Raw genomic sequence first — 16,300 nt, 5'->3', positions numbered from 1 at the left:
GTTTGCTAATGTAGTAGATAATTAAAGTTAACATATATTCTGCGCTTTAGTCAACTAAAGATTTTGGAAATCAAAAAACCCGCTGCATCAAGGCAGCGGGATGCTGTTATCTTTCGGGCGTAAACCGCTCAGTCAAAACAGCCAATGTCCTTGCCATGACGCCTGTTGCGCCGGCAGGGCCGAAGCATGTCGCTTTATTCGCCGTTGCGGTTCCCGCAATATCGAGATGAACCCACGGCGTGTTTTCCGCGAATTCACCAATGAATGCCCCCGCCATAATCGCGTGGCCTTCTCTTCCCGGAGAATTGTTCAAATCAGCCATCTGACTGTTTCTCACCCGTTTTTTATCCTTTTCTGTAATCGGAAGCTGCCAGATCGGCTCGCCGGATTCTTTCGCCGATTCCGCCACCTGTTCATAAAACGCGGCGTGATTGGTCATGGCGCCCGTCATTTCGTTTCCTAAGGCGACAATGACACCGCCCGTTAACGTTGCGACGTCTACGAGGACAGAGGCTCCGTGCTGCTTAGCGTATGTGATGCCGTCGGCAAGCACGAGACGCCCTTCCGCATCGGTGTTCAGAATCTCAATGGTTTTTCCGCTGAGCGAAACGATGACATCATCCGGCTTCATAGCATCGGACGAAATCATGTTGTCCGTAGACGGTATGACGGCGAGCACGTTTTGTTCAGGCCGCAGTTCGCCGATAATTTCCATCGCGCCCAATACCGAAGCGGCTCCTCCCATATCGCTTTTCATGCCGACGATGCCGGTTTTCGGCTTAATTGAATATCCGCCCGTATCAAAGGTAATTCCTTTACCGACCAGGCCGATGACGTCTTCCCACTGATCTTTGCCCTGATACTTCAGAACGATCATTTTCGGCGGTTCGGATGAGCCCTTGTTAACAGCAAGCAGCCCGCCCATGCCGAGCTCTTCCATTTCATCTTTTTCTAAAACTTCACACTCGAAATCGTATTTTGCCGCAAGCTCAGCGGCATATGACGCCAAATCGGTGGCCGTCAGCATATTACCCGGCATATTTACAAGCGTGCGGGCTGAATTCGTCCCTTGGCCGTATGCCGCGCCGACGTTCAGGCCGGCCTGAACTTCCCTCAGGTCTTCTTCGGTCACGGCGCAGACTGATTTCAGTTCCTGATCCGGCTCATTTGATTTATGTTTATAATCCTGCACTTCGTAAACCGCAAGCAGACAGCTTTCTGAAAGCGCATGAGCGGCATCGGCGGCAGGCACTTCACCGGAGACGAATGTATCGAGCAAAACGGATACTTCCTGTTTTTTATCTTGATGAATCTGCTGAAATACTCGTGCAAAGCATTCTTTCGTATCTTCAAACGAATAATCCGCTTCTCTTCCCAGGCCGATAAAATAAATACGTTTCATACCGGTCGCAGCCGGAGGGTATACTTTTGATACACGATTGCGTTTGGCGGACACATCACCATCCTTTAACAGCTGGGTCAGATGACCGTCCAATTTATCATCCAATTCCTTCGTAAATCCGTTCAGCGTGCTTTTTTGAAAAAGACCGATGACCAGTGTTTCGGGATGCCGCAGTTGATCAGATGCATAAAACATGAGTACACACTCCTTATGTGGGTATTTGTTATGTAAAGTGGTATAATGAAAAAACATTTTTCATTGATTTTATTTTACCAAACTAAGGGCGTTTTCTGCAGTTTTTCGATACGATCGGAATCAGCAGATACAGAAAGGATGTCGCATATGGATGTACTTATGAATTTTCCTTTACTGGCGAGTTTTGCCGCCATTATTTTTGCCCAAGTTGTAAAAGTGCCTATTCAATTTATCGTATCCAAAAAACTTGACTGGTCTCTTGTGACGAGCACCGGCGGCATGCCGAGCTCCCATTCCGCCGCCGTCACTGCGCTGTCAACCGGAGTCGCTTTGCAACAGGGGCTGGACTCGCCCCTGTTTGCAGTTGCGGCGATTTTCGCCGTCATTACGATGTTCGACGCTACAGGTGTCAGGCGGCATGCGGGTGAACAGGCGACGGTCATTAATAAACTGGTCATCGACTTTAATCGGTTTGTCAGCGAAGCGAAGGACTTTCAGAAAGCGGAAGAGAAGGAAAAACAGAAGAAACTGAAAGAACTGCTCGGCCATCAGCCGATTGAAGTGTTCTTCGGCGGCGTCACCGGTATTGTGCTGACATTGATTTTAGATTATCTCTTTATGTAAAAAACGCTTCAGCGGATGCTGAAGCGTTTTTATTCTTTTACCGTTTTGTATTGATTTCTGAACACTTGCATCGACTTTGTTTCGTTCAGCTTTACAAGTTCGTCCTCGGTCACTGTGCCGTTCCCTTTTTTAATCATGTAGACCTCAAGTGTTTTTTTGCCCCAATTGTTATAGACGTCCTTGACGGTGTCAAAGTAGAGGTCAAGGCGGCTGCCTTTAATTTTTGAGCCGGTATCGGCGACAACCCCGTAACCGTAATTCGGTATAAACAGAATCGTCCCGATCGGGAAAACAGACGGATCGGCCGCAACAGTTGAATATAAATCGCGTTTGACCTTCACGCCTGAATATGTAATTCCGTACTGCGGATGACCCGGAGATTTTCCGGTAGATTCCGCTCCGGCGGTATAACCGGTGGCCGTCACCTTATGTGACGGATAGCGTTCCCAGTCAAAAGCTTCTTCCAGCGGTTTTATCCTGCCTGATGCCTTCTTTTCCGGCTGATTCTGTAAGGATTGAAACGGAGTGCCGATGTTTTTCAAAACGGCGCCGCGATGCTCGGTCATCCAGTTTGTCAGATCCTTTGCTTCAACACCGGTTATGGAAAAGTATGTCGCATGGCATGCACCCAAAAAGAGCACGATCATGAATACGCGTCTGATTATCGTCAATCTGAAATCACTCTCCTCCGAGTCATTGTTCCCAACTCGGTGAGGTGCTATACAAAAAGCGCCGCGACACAAAAAAAGCTTTCTCAAATAAGAAAGCGGCTTAAAACATTTGATATCCTCTTTTTCTGAGCGCCTTTATGGCAATGCCTGACGTGATGGCTCCCGCCAGTCCGCCCGCCAAAATCACGACATCCGCAACCGCTAATGACATGATACGCTGAAACAGGCTTTGAAAGGATTCCCCCGGCGCCTGCACGTAACTGATCATCTTTTGATTGCTGATAATGAAAAGGCATACAATCGGATAGACAACAGCCATAATCCACGACATTCTAAGCAGCATGTTCAACAGAAAGCCTATGCCGAAAAACAGTACAAAAAATAGTACGATTGAGATCAGGACAACCGGCAAACTAATCACAAACATCCACCCCCTACAGCACTTTCAGTGTACCTCGGGGGCGGTAAAAAAGTCAACGTCTGGAAAAATCATCGTCTCTCTTTGCCGCTTCCCTGGCAGGAGGGACATGTTTCGGAGCCGCCAAGAAGCAATTGAAAATACCCTTTACCTGAGCAGAACGGACACGCCGCCGTGCTTTTTGCTGTCGTTTTCATGCGGATCACCCTTTTTCTCAATTTTCTGATAATATATCATATTTACTTGTCAAGCACCAAGTCAGAATATGTAACAAAACAACTCATGTAAGCGGAAACATTCTTTTTTTTCTTTTACATGCTTTTGATAGCGCTCTTTTTTAAAAGAAGAGAAAACCCGCGGCCGCGGGTTTTCAGAAGAATTTAAACTTCCCTTTTTTCAGCGTCAGGCCCAGCCCGCCGATCATAAAGAGCGAGCGGTTGTCAATGACCTTTTTCATAAAGGACGCCGGCATGCCTTTGAGCTTCCTGCCGTATACGACTCCGACAGCGTTATGCTCACCGAGGGAGGCGACGGTTCCTTTAATGTCAGGCTTGAACTCTTCAAGCTGGCCTCCTTTAATCAAACCGCCCAGATTTTTGGCGACCGTTTCTCCTTGCTGCATCGCGATCTGAGCAGTCGGCGGGTACGGCCGTTCCGTCTCTTCATTGATAAAGAGCGAGCTGTCGCCGAGTATAAAAACGTCATCATGTCCCGGCGCCCGAAGATCAGGGTTGACCTTGACACGGCCGCGCATATTTTCAAAACCCGCTTCCTCCACGATCGGATGTCCGCGCACGCCCGCCGCCCAGACAACGGTCTGCGATTTGATTTCTTCCGGCTCTTCATCTTTCTTGCCGACTGTGACACCGTCTGCGCGGCATTCTTGAACCGCGGTGCCGATTTTAAATTCAACGCCTTTGCTCTCAAGGTATTGAACGGCGTAATCGACAAGCTCCGGATCAAATCCCGGCAAAACCGTCGGGGCGGCCTCGACACAGACGATCCGGACGAGACTTTCATCTATATCATAATATCTGCATAACTCCGGCTTGCGGTTCGCAAGTTCACCGAGAAATTCAATTCCCGTAAAGCCCGCTCCGCCGACAACGATGGTTAAGCGGTCAGGGCGTTTTTCAGCCTCCGTATTGTATGTCGCAAATTGGAGCTCAATATGGTCTTTCAGCTGGCGCGACGTATTAATATTCGCGATCGGAAAAGCGAATTCTTTTAAGCCTTTAATCCCGAATGTTTCAGGGACGGCGCCAAGCCCGATGACGAGATAATCATAAGGGATGTCCCCTTGTGAAAGCGTCACCTTTTTATTTTGCACATCTATCGCTTTTACGGTATCCTGCACAAATTTGACCCGTGATTCATTGATTACATCTTTTATTTGATATCTGCAGCGGTCATGATGCAGCGTTCCTGCGCTCGCTTCATGCATCCATGTCGTTTCATAATGATAATTGTGTTTATTGACCAAAGTAATGTCAGCGTCATTTGCCCCGATATGCTTCGGAAGCCTTGTTACTGTCATTAATCCACCATAACCTGCACCTAAAACCACGATTTTGGGTTTATTCAATGCCATCACATCCACCTTCTTTTTTTTGCTGTTAGACGCATAATCAAATCAACATTTGTATTAGCTTCAGCTTATTGGCGGGATTTTATGAAATGAAATATAAATTTTTTTAGAAAACCGCACATGTCTGCATATCACCATACTATCCGGAAGAATCGGAAAACATTCAGGAAAAAACAGATTGGAATTTGTCCCCATCTTAGCGGCGGCCGCAATTTTTTTCAAGAATGAAGCGGCCGGGCGGTTTTCGGCACTCGTCATCCTTTCAAATTCTATGTTATAATTAATAACAATTTTCAATTAGGAGGCAATTTGGTATGCAAGAGGATTCAAAGGTTTATGATATTACGGTCATCGGCGGCGGCCCGGTCGGCCTGTTTACCGCTTTTTACGGGGGAATGAGACAGGCGAGCGTCAAAATCATCGAGAGCCTGCCTCAGCTTGGCGGCCAGCTCAGCGCGCTGTACCCTGAAAAATATATTTATGATGTAGCCGGATTCCCGAAAATCCGCGCCCAGGAACTTGTGAACAACTTAAAAGAGCAAATGGCAAAGTTTGATCAGACCATCTGCTTAGAGCAGGCCGTTGAATCTGTTGAAAAACAGGCGGACGGTGTGTTTAAGCTTGTCACGAATTCAGAAACGCATTATTCAAAAACGGTTATTATCACCGCGGGAAACGGCGCATTTAAGCCGAGAAAGCTTGAGCTGGAATCAGCGGAACAATATGAGGGCAAAAACCTGCACTACTTCATTGACGACCTCAATCAATTCGCAGGCAGACGCGTTGCCGTTCTGGGCGGCGGCGATTCCGCGGTGGACTGGGCGCTCATGCTTGAGCCGATCGCCAAAGAAGTCAGCATCATCCACCGCCGTGATAAATTCCGCGCGCATGAGCACAGTGTCGAAAACCTGCATAATTCTAAAGTCAACGTGCTGACACCGTTTGTTCCCGCTGAACTTGTCGGTGAAGACCGGATCGAACAGCTCGTTCTCGAAGAAGTGAAAGGCGACCGTAAAGAAATCATCGAAATTGATGACCTGATCGTAAACTACGGCTTTGTTTCTTCTCTCGGCCCGATTAAAAACTGGGGCCTTGAAATCGAGAAAAATTCCATCGTCGTCAAAAGCACGATGGAAACGAATATTGAAGGCTTCTTTGCCGCCGGAGATATCTGCACATATGAAGGCAAAGTCAAGCTGATCGCCAGCGGTTTCGGCGAAGCTCCGACAGCCGTGAACAACGCGAAGGCTTACATGGACCCGAAAGCACGCGTCCAGCCTCTGCATTCTACAAGCATGTTTGAAAAATAATATAAAAAAGAGTCTGTGTCCTGCCGGCACAGACTCTTTTTTATTTAAATATCCAAATATAATTCATGACGGTTCCGACAACGAGCGCAATGACAAGCGCCGACACGGCCCAAATCGTGCCTAAAATAATCCGGTCCTGTATTTTCTGGGCTTTCGGGCTGTGCCCGGGCTGTTTTTGTTCCACACCGGCCCCTCCCTTCTTCTGCAAATCTATCTATCGTAACAAATGTCTTACAACACCCAATACTACTATGATAACCAAACTGCAAATGGATGACAAGCTGACCGCATATGAGGCAGCATGAAATCATTTGACATTCCTGACAAAACAAAGTACATTATAAAAAGACGAACGTTTTAATTTGATTTAATTCTATCATTCGCTTTTAGGGGTGTTATATATGGAAAATGTATTTGATTACGAAGATATTCAGCTGATTCCTGCAAAATGCATTGTGGACAGCCGATCTGAATGTGATACATCAGTTACATTGGGCGGACACACGTTTAAACTTCCGGTCGTGCCGGCCAACATGCAGACGATTATAGATGAAAACATCGCGGCTTGGCTCGCGGAAAACGGGTATTTTTATATCATGCACCGCTTCGAGCCGGAAAAACGCCTGGCTTTTGTCCGGGATATGAAAGCGCGCGGACTGATTTCTTCCATCAGTGTCGGAGTGAAGGAAAATGATTATGAATTCATCCGGGAGCTGAAAGCACGGGAGCTTGTGCCGGATTATATTACCATTGATATTGCGCACGGCCATTCCAATGCCGTGATCAGCATGATTCAATTTATTAAAGAACATGTCCCGGAAAGCTTTGTCATCGCAGGGAATGTCGGTACGCCTGAAGCCGTAAGGGAGCTGGAACGCGCGGGCGCTGACGCGACAAAAGTGGGGATCGGCCCCGGGAAAGTCTGCATCACCAAAATTAAAACCGGCTTCGGAACCGGCGGATGGCAATTAGCCGCGCTTCGCTGGTGCGCAAAAGCGGCGAGCAAACCGATCATTGCTGACGGCGGCATCCGCACGCACGGCGATATCGCGAAATCCATCCGATTCGGCGCGTCTATGGTCATGATCGGGTCATTATTCGCCGGCCACGAAGAATCACCGGGCCAAACGATCGAAATCGACGGCAAGCTGTACAAAGAATATTTCGGCTCCGCTTCCGAATTTCAAAAAGGCGAAAAGAAAAACGTCGAAGGCAAAAAAATGCATGTCGAACATAAAGGGTCTTTACAGGACACGCTGATTGAAATGGAGCAGGATCTGCAATCTTCCATCTCTTACGCCGGCGGCAATACACTCGAAGCCATCCGCAATGTCGACTACGTGATCGTAAAAAACTCTATTTTCAACGGCGACAGATTTTAACACACAGCAGAGCCGCTCGAAGATAAAAAAATGACATTCAATATGAATGTCATTTTTTTTATTAAATACCGAAATAAAGAGCCGCACTGGCCAACAGATTAATCACAAAAATAAACAAAAAGATGTAACGAATGAATTTATTTTGCACCGGTGCAAATATAAAGAGATATAGTCCTGCCACCCCAAAAGTAAGAACAGGAAACAGCCACTCAAAGGATAAAGAAATGATATAACCGATAATCATAACAATCGGCACACCGATTAATGATAATTTACTTCTCATATGATTTCTGCCCCTTTTACTTAAAAATTGGTGTGATGTAAGCTTCAATAATGGCAGCGGCGATCAGCAGACAAATAATTATGAGCACCAATATTCCAATATGCCTGAACATTGAAGCCATTATCTTTTTTTTCTTAGAAAAACACAGCCTGATGACCAATTCAACGCCCTTAAAACCAATGGCGCCACTTAATAATAACGCGGGAACTTCAAATATACCATGAGGAATTAGCAGTAAAAAAATCTGATAAAAAGGAACCCCGCTATGCAGATTTTCTATGATAGAGCCGCTTAAAATAAACCCGTTGGTGAATAAATAAAAGATTGAGGTCAACCCAAAGGTAAAAAAACCCGCGGCTAAAAACAGACAAGCGATTGCATTGTTTTTCAGCAGTTCAACCGCGCCTGACGAGCCGTTGTAAGACGCGGTTGAAGCAAAGTGATCGAAAAAAAACGCAGCGATCACACCGCCTGAAAAAAACAGCAATGACGCGGTTAACGGAATGGCGGACGTTCTGATTGCCGGCAACATGCGGTTCATCATGTATAGATACTCTCAGCCAATTCTTCAATCTCTTCTAATGAATGCTCGGATGACTGATACTCCGCCGCAAAAACGCCTTCATGTATAATACCGATCGTATCGCACAGCGAATGCGCCAGCTCCAGCAGGTGAGTCGATAACAGGACCGTATTTCCCTGCTTGACGTACTCCTTTAATAACGTCCGTATCGTTTTACCGCTGATTAAATCAATGCCCGTCAGCGGCTCGTCAAGAATTAATATCTTTGGCTGATGAATGAGCGCGGCCGCAATTGATAATTTTTGTTTCATTCCATGTGAATATGTTTTAATCAGCTGATTTCCGTCTTGAGCAAGCTTCAGCGTCTCTAACATATTCTTTATATAATCATTTGTCCGCTGAGACGGCACTTGAAACATCTCCGCTGTAAAACGCAAGTATTCGACTCCCGTTAAGTAATCATATAAAAAAGCATGGTCGGGCACAAAACCGATATCAGCCGATATTTGCCCCCCCTCTTCTGAATCCAGTTCCTTGCCGTCAATCATGACGCGGCCTGAAGTCGGTTTAAGCAGGCCCGAAATGATTTTCAAAGTCGTTGTTTTCCCGACTCCATTAGTCCCCAGCAAGGCATAGATTGAGCCTTTTTTCACCTCAAACGAAATATCTTTCAACACCTGTTTTTCACTATAGTTTTTTTGTATATTCACTAATTTAATCATTGTTCGCAAACCTTTCCGCCATATTGATTCTGCGAAGAAACAGAAACATGACTCCATAGTTTAATAGTGTGAACAGGACAAAAATACCTGATGCCGAATGAATAAGCATCGTTTCAAGTTCCGGCTTTTTATAGATAAAATACGACGTGATCGCAGCGATTTGAAGCGACACAATGAAAATGAAAGAACTGTATAAGTTGTTATACGTCTTTGCTTTCCCCGCTTCTCCAATTTCGTACAGATGCTCCCAGTTTTTCTTAGGATACAGGGCGGTGCTTGAAATCTGGACAAGACTGTATAAAAAACCCGAACATAAAAACACAATAAACAAGTAGATCGTCAGCGCCGCGGAAGACGGAAAAAACACCGTAATCAAAATGGTGATGATGAACGAATAGATAAGAGCGGCGAGATTATAAATACATACTTTCGGAAATACCAGCTGCCACGCATGTTTGATATTCCGGTGAAACAAATGCTGGTTTTTTATTTCGCCGTCAACTGACAATACTGTTTTGAGCGCATCTCCGACGAGCTGATACGAAAAGTTCGCAATGATAACCGCCGCAGACACGATGGCGGCTGCCGAATACCCGATAAAGTGATGCGATAGAAGCGGAATACAAAAACCTAAAAACAGCATGAACAAATACAGCATACTGCCGAAGTTCCTGATAAAAAACCCGTCAATTCTCGATAAGAACAGCAGATCCTTTTGAAAAACGGCATGAAATATTTTGTTATTTCTATATAATTTCAGCTTTGGCGCAAAATCTGCGTTTGTCAAAAACATATAAGGAATAAGGTCCATTTTCTTCAGGGTGGCCGACCACAGTTTAAACATCCCCGCCGTTAAAAGGACGGCGGCCGCAAACACCGCAGCGAAAACGAGCACGGAATGTGAGCGGAATGCTAACCATACATACGGCGTATTCATGAGGATGTTCCGGAAAGCCGGTGACTCCGTAAAGCTTGAAATATCCTTTGCGGTATACTCCCCAAACACGAGAAGATAAACGGCATACCCGACTGCAAGCGGAACCAGCAGGCTGACGCTGAATAAAACGCCTTTCATGATTTTCAAGTAAAACAATTTGCTCCACATATTTGTAAGAAGATAAACAACATAAGAAAACAGCATAGATAAAAATAAATTGAGAAGAAAATAAACGAAGCCCAAGAAAAATACGATGATCGCCGCAGACCCGGTCATGCCTGCGCTTGATAAAAACAAAAAGACCGGAAAAACAAAAAGATACCATACGAAAATGGTTTTTTTGATCGCCTGGCCGGCAAAAACAGAAAACAGCTGTAAAAAACGAACCTTTTTTAATTGATGAATGACCTTACGCGTATCCAGCAGAAAGGCATTGTGATGTTCTTTAAAGAAGCCGGCAGCCCAAAAAAGCTGCTCAAGTGAAACGGCGATTAAAACAAATTGCCCCCATGCGCTGAGGGGCAGCTGAATCAGTTTTGTCCCGAATACAACACCGCATCCCAGGAAAACGAGATATAAACATAACAGAGAAATAATAATGGCAGACAGCACTTTGCTGTTGAGTTGAGGAATGCCCCAATCTTCCTTTCTTTTTCGAAACGATGACAGGGTATTATATTTGATAAGAGCCGCAATTTGTTTGACTATCATACTTTCAATCCTTACATATGTATTTGGGAGAGAGGCTCTTTTTGCAGCTTGTACAAAAAGAGCAATTATTTATTGATCGATTTTACCAAGCAGCTGCGTATTTTTTGCCGTATTTCTTAATCATTGTTTTTGCTGTTGCAACGATTGCATAAGAAATTGCGCCTGCGCCTGTAACGATACCGATAAGAGAAATGATAGAAGCAATTGTTGATGCCGCATCAATAATATCAATTGCTTTTTTAGCTGCTGCTGTAGAGATGCCTAGAGTTGAAGCTAATTCAGCATTGGCTGAGAATGCATGAGCCGCCGCCACGTTTAATTCAGTTCCCGTTAATAATAGTGCATAAACCAATGTTGCTGCAGCAAGAGCCGCGCCAAACAAAATGAAAGACTTTTTATTAGATTTTACTAAGTTCATCATAACATCTCCCTACTCTGTTTTTTAATTTATAATAAAATTCAGCTTAATTGACTCTCTCCCGAGCTAAATTTTATCCGCCATAAAATAGTTTAAGAAAATAGTAAAGAGTTTTAGTAAAACAAAACATCCAGTCAAAATGATTCTCTTGCCTTTACTGAGATCGGTCAGTTTTCCTGCGGCAGCATAAAGAGCCGCGATTGATATGAGCAGAAATGGGTCCAGCAGCTGCAGACTCAAGCTGGTGCCGCCGGCAGAATATATAAGCGAGGAATCAGCCGTTAAGTAATTAACAACTGAAAGAATCAACATTTTAAATGCCGAGATTAAAGAAGTCAGTGTATATAGAAGCAAATATATTTTTTTCGGTTTTTTTGTACCGAGAATAAAAGCGGCAACGAATAACAGAAATCCGCCTATCAGAATTTCCACAAAAGTTGTGAAGATCATAAACCCTTGCAGAAACATGACAATCGTACGAACACTTTTCTCCCCGATATCGTAGGTACTTTCTCCGACGGAAGAATAATACGACTGCAGAACTTTATCTGAAATACTGAATTGGAAGAGTAATGAACAGATCAAAATGATGAAAAAAGAACTTAAAAATATTTTTTTATTGCTCAATTGACCTATCATATTATCATCCTTTTCTTACAAAATAAATTAACTATTCTATACTTTTACAATTTAGTTTAATCCTATCAAAAAATCAATATCCTTTCGAAAAATATGACTTTAGAACGTGTTGACAAAGAGCACATCTTTCATAATTTTTGATTCTATGTACCCTTTATTTTTTTTCGAATTTGCAAATAGTATGATTTGAACCGTTGATTTGAAGTTTTAGGAAGAACCTGTCGAAAGAGACGCAGGATATAAAAAAGGAGGATATCGTCATGTATCCTCCGGATGTATGATCGCCAGCACCTGATGATCTTCCCATTTTCCATTTATTTTTACATTTTTTCTCGCAATGCCTTCTTTAAGAAAGCCAGCTTTTTCGAGCACCCGGATTGACGCCTTATTGTGCGGCATGACTCCGGCTTCTATCCGATGCAGTTTCAGCTCATTGAATGCATAATCGACTGCCAGCTTGACAGCCTTCGTCGCATAGCCTTTTCCGTTATGTTCACCATCTAAAAAGTAACCGATAAAAGCGCTTTGGAGAGAATCCCGAACCACCTGAAAAAGGCTGATCGTGCCAATCAGGGTCTGATCCTGAAGAAAAATGCCGAAGCTGTATTCTGTGTCATTTTCCCCATTATTCAGTGATTGTTCAATTCGTTTTTTCCGGCCTTCCAGCGTATAAAAATCCTCTTGTCTCGACATGGCAAACCGTTCAAAAAACATGCGGTTTTCCGTCTGCAAAACCAGTTCCTGCTCTGCATCATTCAGGCTGAGCGGCCTGATATCAATGCTGTTTCCTTCCTGCACATGCATCGCCGTCCTTTTGTTTTGATCAGAAACGTTTTTTAATTGTCTCTCACCCATGTTATACGGTACGCTTTATCGCATCAAGAAAATTCCAAGACTTCACATTCACCTTTCCTTTCGTGACCTATGTCTGATGTGAGTAACCGAAACGGAATCACAAGATTCTTTTGTTGACTTAAACCGTGCTTTAAGCCGTATCATCATATTGTGACAAGGAAAGAATAGTTTTGGCGGGTTTCCCGATGATCTAAAAATCAATTTTACAGAATCACTGCTGTCTTATTTCATGCCTATTTGCGGGATGAATATATTGATTGGATCAAAGCTGAAATGTTGACAAAGAAATGTAAAAACAATCGGAAAAGAGGAGTTAATATGAAACTGACGGGAAATACAATACTGATTACAGGCGGAAATGCCGGAATAGGATTGGCTTTCGCAGAACGGTTTTTAAAAGCGGGAAATAAAGTCATCGTGACCGGACGGCGCGAGCACGCTCTTCAAAAAGCAAAGGAAACATTCCCGGATCTTATTACATATGTCAGTGATTTGAGCATTCCATCTGAACGTATATCACTGTTTGATTGGGTGAAAGAAAATTATCCGGAAGTGAATGTGTTAGTAAACAACGCGGGGATTCAACAACGTTTTCATGTGCTGAAAGCGGATGCGAAGGATAATTGGGACTATTTCAATAAAGAAATCACAACGAACATTGAAGCTCCCTTCCACCTGTCTATGCTGTTCGCTCCGTTTTTTGCCGGAAAAGAAGATGCGGCTGTCATTAACGTCTCTTCGGGATTGGCTTTTACACCGCTTGCCATTGCACCGATCTATTCAGCAACGAAAGCGGCGCTTCATTCATTTACAATGAGTTTGAGACATCAGCTTTCTGATTCATCTGTAGAAGTGATTGAAGTTGCGCCTCCGGCGGTGAATACAGATTTAGGCGGAGCAGGGCTGCATACTCAAGGAGAACCGCTGGATGAATTCGCTGATGGGATTTTTAAAGGACTGAAAGAGGGCAAACAAGAAATCGGGTATGGTTCTTCAGTCGAACGGCTGCGCATGCCACGGGATAAAGCCGATGAACATACGGCAAATATGTACAATGCGATGAAACATACAATTGAATAACATCTTTGAAAAAGCAAAACCCGCTTCTGTTGAGCGGGTTTTGGCTTTATTAAACAAAATGTACCGAAGTGACATTGCCCGAATCGTCTCAAGAGCTTGAAAAAACCCGTTTCTCTCCGGCGTTTTTGGCCATGCGGAAAGATGAACCACAGCCGCATGAAGCGATGGCGTTTACTTCAGTTACCGATAGATGATCTACCTGCACTCGGGCTGCTTTTTATTTCGCGGTTTGTTCCTGAATACCTTTTTTTATTAATCGTAGATCACTCGCTGACTCATACACTCTACTATTTGCTTCATCTATGATTCGGATAATAATTGCGAGCCCGTAAAGGATGGCGCCGGATACTACACCGGCCAAGACGCTAAAGAATACGGAAGACTGCATACTGTTTGCTAGTGCTTTGTCCGTTTTATATTGCGCTTGTGCGACAGAATTATCGTATAGCTCCTCGCTTACCTTTTTACTCGTTTTTGCATCTTCTGCTACGTCCCCATCATATATTACGAAACCCACAATAATCCCCGCTATTACACAAATAACGCTCAAATACATGAGCACTTTAACAGTAATCTTCTCCAAATTCCACGTCTCCCCTATTTGTAGTAAAATTATACCAAAAAACCATCCTTTTCCGCAATACCTGTTCGTTATGTAACACGGACACCTACGTATTCATGCGCAAGTGCCCGTAAAAGGTTCTGAATTTTTTCTTTTTATAAAACAAAAAGACGCACCATATAGATACGCCTCCTTTTATATTTAACTAGATTTTCACAGATTTTATTAATTCTTTAGCATACCAGTTTACGCCTTTGTGGGCAAGTGCGGAGTTTTCAAAATCTAAACTGTTGACACTTTTATTTGCAATTAACTTGGCAATATCATCATTTATCCTGCCTTTTGACAAAATAACAAGTTGCTCAGTCAGCTCATCTTTTAAGTTGTTCAAAGTTACTGTACTCACTATAATCCAGCTCCTCTCCATCAAAAACGCAGTATACTCTAGATACACTAAGTTTATCACAGAGTTCCTGTTTATGTATAGTTAGTTGTTTGTTTGAAGTTGATTTTTTTAGTCCCTCTATAACCTGTTCTTTACCCAGATAACCTTTTTTATAGTCTAGAATCAAAGTCGTTGGTGCCGAGTCAGACATTACCCCAAAGATCACATCATAAGAATGATGATTCTCACCATTAATATTGTTTAATCTATTATGAAATACAAATTCCGCAAAGGAATCGTCATAAGAATTATAAATACCAAAATTCAATGCCGTATTTTCATACCACTCTAATGGACAGAACTCGAATTCAATTACAATCGGTATGTTATCTTCTTTAGTGTCAGCGGTTTCTAGAAATTCGGATAAATCAGGGGCTTCTTGTTTTAACTTTATTAAATCACTAATGTATTTTTCAGCTTGTTCTCTTTTATTAGTGAGATAAAAACCATAACCAAAGTCTAATTCATGACCAATATTATGCTTCACTTGAATTCGCTTGTCACATATTTGTCTCCACGCCGATAAAGTCGTTCCATGAAACCACTTTTTCTTATTTAAATGTTTTCTGAATTTACCCATTGACGTTCCCCTAATTATAGTCATATTAAGGATAAATTATACATGCAACAATTAAGCTTGTCTATATATTTATAAGTGGCAAAAGTACGACATGCAAAAAATAAACAAAAAATGGTGGGATATAGGTGCTATACAGCGTCCAATCTGATGAAAGCATCGTTATTTATTTTTTCAACTATGTATGTTAAATGATTTTCTTTATGAAAACCAACTACCAAACCCTTCCGGCCATAGCTTGAATCTGCCTCGGATTTTTCAGGTGTTGGATCCTTCTTCGTTATTCGCATTTACAGTATTCTTATATTTCTTCTTTGTATCATCCACACCCTGTTAATTGGTGATAACTCGCAATATCGGAGACCTGTGTGTTTTTTTATTAACTTCACGCAGATCTTCAGACCTTTTTTAATCAAAATAATTTCTATTGCTTCGCTGAGTAGCAACTTTTCCCTTGAAAACGCCTGCAGCTCTCCTCCGTTTTGTTTTATTCCTATAATAAAAACGCCTTTCTGAACAATGGTGCAAGCGCCATCGAAAAGAAAGACGTCATATTTTTTCATCCTAGAATAGCGGGTTGACTCTTAGCACTCTTCCGGCGTACCGGCGTTTTTGGCCGTGCGGAAAGAAGATCCGCAGCCGCAGGAAGCGATGGCGTTCGGGTTGTCAATGGTGAAACCGCCGCCCATCATGGACTGTTTGAAGTCAATGATCGTGCCGGTCATAATATCGAGGCTTTCGCTGTCGACCAAGACGGTGATTCCGTGCTGTTCAAACATGCTGTCTTTTTCGCCTTTTTCATGCTCAAATCCCATCCCGTAAGACAGGCCGCTGCAGCCGCCGCCTTTTACGCCCACACGGAGGAACGCGTTTTCTTCTCCATGCTCTTTCATCATATCTTTTATATGCAAAGCCGCTGCTTCAGTGATGGTTACTGGAACACTCATAGGTAGACCTC

21 protein-coding genes are annotated in these 16,300 nt (G+C 43.5%); 4 read left to right on the top strand and 17 right to left on the bottom strand.

The annotated features are described in order from the left end of the window. Positions 1–106: 106 nt before the first annotated feature. Positions 107–1,597 carry a leucyl aminopeptidase gene (locus OQ477_RS15785; protein ID WP_038459702.1) on the bottom strand — a complete coding sequence of 497 codons (1,491 nt, stop codon included), beginning with the start codon at positions 1,595–1,597 and terminating at the stop codon, positions 107–109. A gap of 147 nt (positions 1,598–1,744) precedes the next feature. On the opposite strand from OQ477_RS15785, the gene OQ477_RS15780 reads away from it, so the two are divergent. Further along, complete coding sequence (locus tag OQ477_RS15780) at positions 1,745–2,221, top strand: divergent PAP2 family protein (protein ID WP_014418782.1); 477 nt, start codon at positions 1,745–1,747, stop codon at positions 2,219–2,221. 29 nt (positions 2,222–2,250) lie between these two features. Here OQ477_RS15780 and OQ477_RS15775 read toward each other — a convergent pair whose 3' ends face one another. The 4 genes from OQ477_RS15775 to OQ477_RS15760 all read right to left on the bottom strand — a co-directional run bounded on the left by OQ477_RS15775 (position 2,251) and on the right by OQ477_RS15760 (position 4,901). Then, the gene (locus OQ477_RS15775) at positions 2,251–2,892 is read right to left on the bottom strand and encodes a 3D domain-containing protein (RefSeq protein WP_015240498.1); all 642 of its coding nucleotides are present in this window, start codon (positions 2,890–2,892) and stop codon (positions 2,251–2,253) included. Positions 2,893–2,992: 100 nt separating this feature from the next. Beyond that, on the bottom strand, positions 2,993–3,313 hold the full coding sequence (locus tag OQ477_RS15770) for a YuiB family protein (protein WP_224181084.1): 321 nt from the start codon (positions 3,311–3,313) through the stop codon (positions 2,993–2,995). A gap of 68 nt (positions 3,314–3,381) precedes the next feature. Then, complete coding sequence (locus tag OQ477_RS15765; protein WP_007408708.1) at positions 3,382–3,507, bottom strand: YuiA family protein; 126 nt, start codon at positions 3,505–3,507, stop codon at positions 3,382–3,384. Between the two features lie 173 nt (positions 3,508–3,680). Beyond that, entirely contained in the window at positions 3,681–4,901 is a 1,221-nt protein-coding gene (locus tag OQ477_RS15760) for an NAD(P)/FAD-dependent oxidoreductase (RefSeq protein ID WP_007408709.1), read from the bottom strand. Between the two features lie 311 nt (positions 4,902–5,212). On the opposite strand from OQ477_RS15760, the gene yumC reads away from it, so the two are divergent. Further along, positions 5,213–6,208, top strand: coding sequence for a ferredoxin--NADP reductase 2 (gene yumC / locus OQ477_RS15755; RefSeq protein ID WP_007613496.1), 996 nt, complete (start codon positions 5,213–5,215; stop codon positions 6,206–6,208). Positions 6,209–6,248: 40 nt separating this feature from the next. Here yumC and OQ477_RS15750 read toward each other — a convergent pair whose 3' ends face one another. Next, a complete protein-coding gene (locus tag OQ477_RS15750) occupies positions 6,249–6,392 on the bottom strand; it encodes a hypothetical protein (RefSeq protein ID WP_170919549.1) in 144 nt (47 codons plus the stop codon). A 217-nt stretch (positions 6,393–6,609) separates the two neighbouring features. Between OQ477_RS15750 and guaC the strand changes: the two genes are divergently transcribed. Beyond that, on the top strand, positions 6,610–7,590 hold the full coding sequence (guaC, locus tag OQ477_RS15745) for a GMP reductase (protein WP_265973127.1): 981 nt from the start codon (positions 6,610–6,612) through the stop codon (positions 7,588–7,590). A gap of 61 nt (positions 7,591–7,651) precedes the next feature. On the opposite strand, the gene OQ477_RS15740 is transcribed toward guaC, so the two are convergent. The 7 genes from OQ477_RS15740 to OQ477_RS15710 form a co-directional block, all read right to left on the bottom strand. Then, the gene (locus OQ477_RS15740) at positions 7,652–7,873 is read right to left on the bottom strand and encodes a DUF5970 family protein (protein WP_003151978.1); all 222 of its coding nucleotides are present in this window, start codon (positions 7,871–7,873) and stop codon (positions 7,652–7,654) included. A gap of 16 nt (positions 7,874–7,889) precedes the next feature. Continuing rightward, entirely contained in the window at positions 7,890–8,417 is a 528-nt protein-coding gene (locus OQ477_RS15735) for a stage II sporulation protein M (protein WP_265973126.1), read from the bottom strand. After that, the gene (locus OQ477_RS15730; protein ID WP_007613514.1) at positions 8,414–9,118 is read right to left on the bottom strand and encodes an ABC transporter ATP-binding protein; all 705 of its coding nucleotides are present in this window, start codon (positions 9,116–9,118) and stop codon (positions 8,414–8,416) included. The genes OQ477_RS15735 and OQ477_RS15730 overlap by 4 nt, the downstream gene beginning before the upstream one ends. Next, positions 9,111–10,766 (bottom strand): hypothetical protein, encoded by a 1,656-nt coding sequence (locus OQ477_RS15725; RefSeq protein ID WP_038459711.1) that lies wholly within the window; start codon positions 10,764–10,766, stop codon positions 9,111–9,113. Before OQ477_RS15725 ends, OQ477_RS15730 begins: the two co-directional genes overlap by 8 nt. 82 nt (positions 10,767–10,848) lie before the next feature. Beyond that, positions 10,849–11,184, bottom strand: a complete 336-nt coding sequence (locus OQ477_RS15720; RefSeq protein ID WP_003151973.1) for an uberolysin/carnocyclin family circular bacteriocin — start codon at positions 11,182–11,184, stop codon at positions 10,849–10,851. 66 nt (positions 11,185–11,250) lie between these two features. Continuing rightward, on the bottom strand, positions 11,251–11,823 hold the full coding sequence (locus OQ477_RS15715) for a hypothetical protein (protein ID WP_007613520.1): 573 nt from the start codon (positions 11,821–11,823) through the stop codon (positions 11,251–11,253). A 258-nt stretch (positions 11,824–12,081) separates the two neighbouring features. After that, a complete protein-coding gene (locus tag OQ477_RS15710) occupies positions 12,082–12,627 on the bottom strand; it encodes a GNAT family N-acetyltransferase (RefSeq protein ID WP_416346536.1) in 546 nt (181 codons plus the stop codon). 369 nt (positions 12,628–12,996) lie between these two features. On the opposite strand from OQ477_RS15710, the gene OQ477_RS15705 reads away from it, so the two are divergent. After that, positions 12,997–13,758: an SDR family oxidoreductase gene (locus OQ477_RS15705; protein ID WP_088461309.1), complete on the top strand. Its 762-nt coding sequence runs from the start codon at positions 12,997–12,999 to the stop codon at positions 13,756–13,758. 217 nt (positions 13,759–13,975) lie between these two features. Here the strand turns inward: OQ477_RS15705 and OQ477_RS15700 are convergent, their stop codons facing one another. The 4 genes from OQ477_RS15700 to OQ477_RS15685 form a co-directional block, all read right to left on the bottom strand. After that, positions 13,976–14,341, bottom strand: coding sequence for a hypothetical protein (locus OQ477_RS15700; protein ID WP_265973121.1), 366 nt, complete (start codon positions 14,339–14,341; stop codon positions 13,976–13,978). A gap of 184 nt (positions 14,342–14,525) precedes the next feature. Then, the gene (locus OQ477_RS15695; RefSeq protein WP_157773908.1) at positions 14,526–14,726 is read right to left on the bottom strand and encodes a hypothetical protein; all 201 of its coding nucleotides are present in this window, start codon (positions 14,724–14,726) and stop codon (positions 14,526–14,528) included. Further along, positions 14,692–15,345, bottom strand: coding sequence for a DUF3990 domain-containing protein (locus OQ477_RS15690; RefSeq protein ID WP_265973120.1), 654 nt, complete (start codon positions 15,343–15,345; stop codon positions 14,692–14,694). The genes OQ477_RS15695 and OQ477_RS15690 overlap by 35 nt, the downstream gene beginning before the upstream one ends. Before the next feature lie 581 nt (positions 15,346–15,926). Continuing rightward, positions 15,927–16,289: a HesB/IscA family protein gene (locus OQ477_RS15685; RefSeq protein WP_265973119.1), complete on the bottom strand. Its 363-nt coding sequence runs from the start codon at positions 16,287–16,289 to the stop codon at positions 15,927–15,929. Positions 16,290–16,300: the final 11 nt, after the last annotated feature.

It is taken from the genome of Bacillus sp. ChL18 (assembly GCF_026241425.1).
Classification (GTDB): domain Bacteria; phylum Bacillota; class Bacilli; order Bacillales; family Bacillaceae; genus Bacillus; species Bacillus velezensis.
The sequence above is the reverse complement of the archived record's forward strand: the minus strand, read 5'-3'. Positions and strand labels throughout refer to the sequence as shown.

Excerpts from the sequence above, each read along its gene's own strand:
- OQ477_RS15765 (WP_007408708.1), bottom strand. The coding sequence starts at position 3,507 with ATGAAAACGACAGCAAAAAGCACGGCGGCGTGTCCGTTCTGCTCAGGT.
- OQ477_RS15685 (WP_265973119.1), bottom strand. The coding sequence starts at position 16,289 with ATGAGTGTTCCAGTAACCATCACTGAAGCAGCGGCTTTGCATATAAAA.
- OQ477_RS15760 (WP_007408709.1), bottom strand. The coding sequence starts at position 4,901 with ATGGCATTGAATAAACCCAAAATCGTGGTTTTAGGTGCAGGTTATGGT.
- OQ477_RS15740 (WP_003151978.1), bottom strand. The coding sequence starts at position 7,873 with ATGAGAAGTAAATTATCATTAATCGGTGTGCCGATTGTTATGATTATC.
- OQ477_RS15705 (WP_088461309.1), top strand. The coding sequence starts at position 12,997 with ATGAAACTGACGGGAAATACAATACTGATTACAGGCGGAAATGCCGGA.
- OQ477_RS15690 (WP_265973120.1), bottom strand. The coding sequence starts at position 15,345 with ATGGGTAAATTCAGAAAACATTTAAATAAGAAAAAGTGGTTTCATGGA.
- yumC (WP_007613496.1), top strand. The coding sequence starts at position 5,213 with ATGCAAGAGGATTCAAAGGTTTATGATATTACGGTCATCGGCGGCGGC.
- OQ477_RS15715 (WP_007613520.1), bottom strand. The coding sequence starts at position 11,823 with ATGATAGGTCAATTGAGCAATAAAAAAATATTTTTAAGTTCTTTTTTC.
- OQ477_RS15780 (WP_014418782.1), top strand. The coding sequence starts at position 1,745 with ATGGATGTACTTATGAATTTTCCTTTACTGGCGAGTTTTGCCGCCATT.
- guaC (WP_265973127.1), top strand. The coding sequence starts at position 6,610 with ATGGAAAATGTATTTGATTACGAAGATATTCAGCTGATTCCTGCAAAA.
- OQ477_RS15735 (WP_265973126.1), bottom strand. The coding sequence starts at position 8,417 with ATGATGAACCGCATGTTGCCGGCAATCAGAACGTCCGCCATTCCGTTA.
- OQ477_RS15725 (WP_038459711.1), bottom strand. The coding sequence starts at position 10,766 with ATGATAGTCAAACAAATTGCGGCTCTTATCAAATATAATACCCTGTCA.
- OQ477_RS15785 (WP_038459702.1), bottom strand. The coding sequence starts at position 1,597 with ATGTTTTATGCATCTGATCAACTGCGGCATCCCGAAACACTGGTCATC.
- OQ477_RS15710 (WP_416346536.1), bottom strand. The coding sequence starts at position 12,627 with ATGCATGTGCAGGAAGGAAACAGCATTGATATCAGGCCGCTCAGCCTG.
- OQ477_RS15730 (WP_007613514.1), bottom strand. The coding sequence starts at position 9,118 with ATGATTAAATTAGTGAATATACAAAAAAACTATAGTGAAAAACAGGTG.
- OQ477_RS15720 (WP_003151973.1), bottom strand. The coding sequence starts at position 11,184 with ATGAACTTAGTAAAATCTAATAAAAAGTCTTTCATTTTGTTTGGCGCG.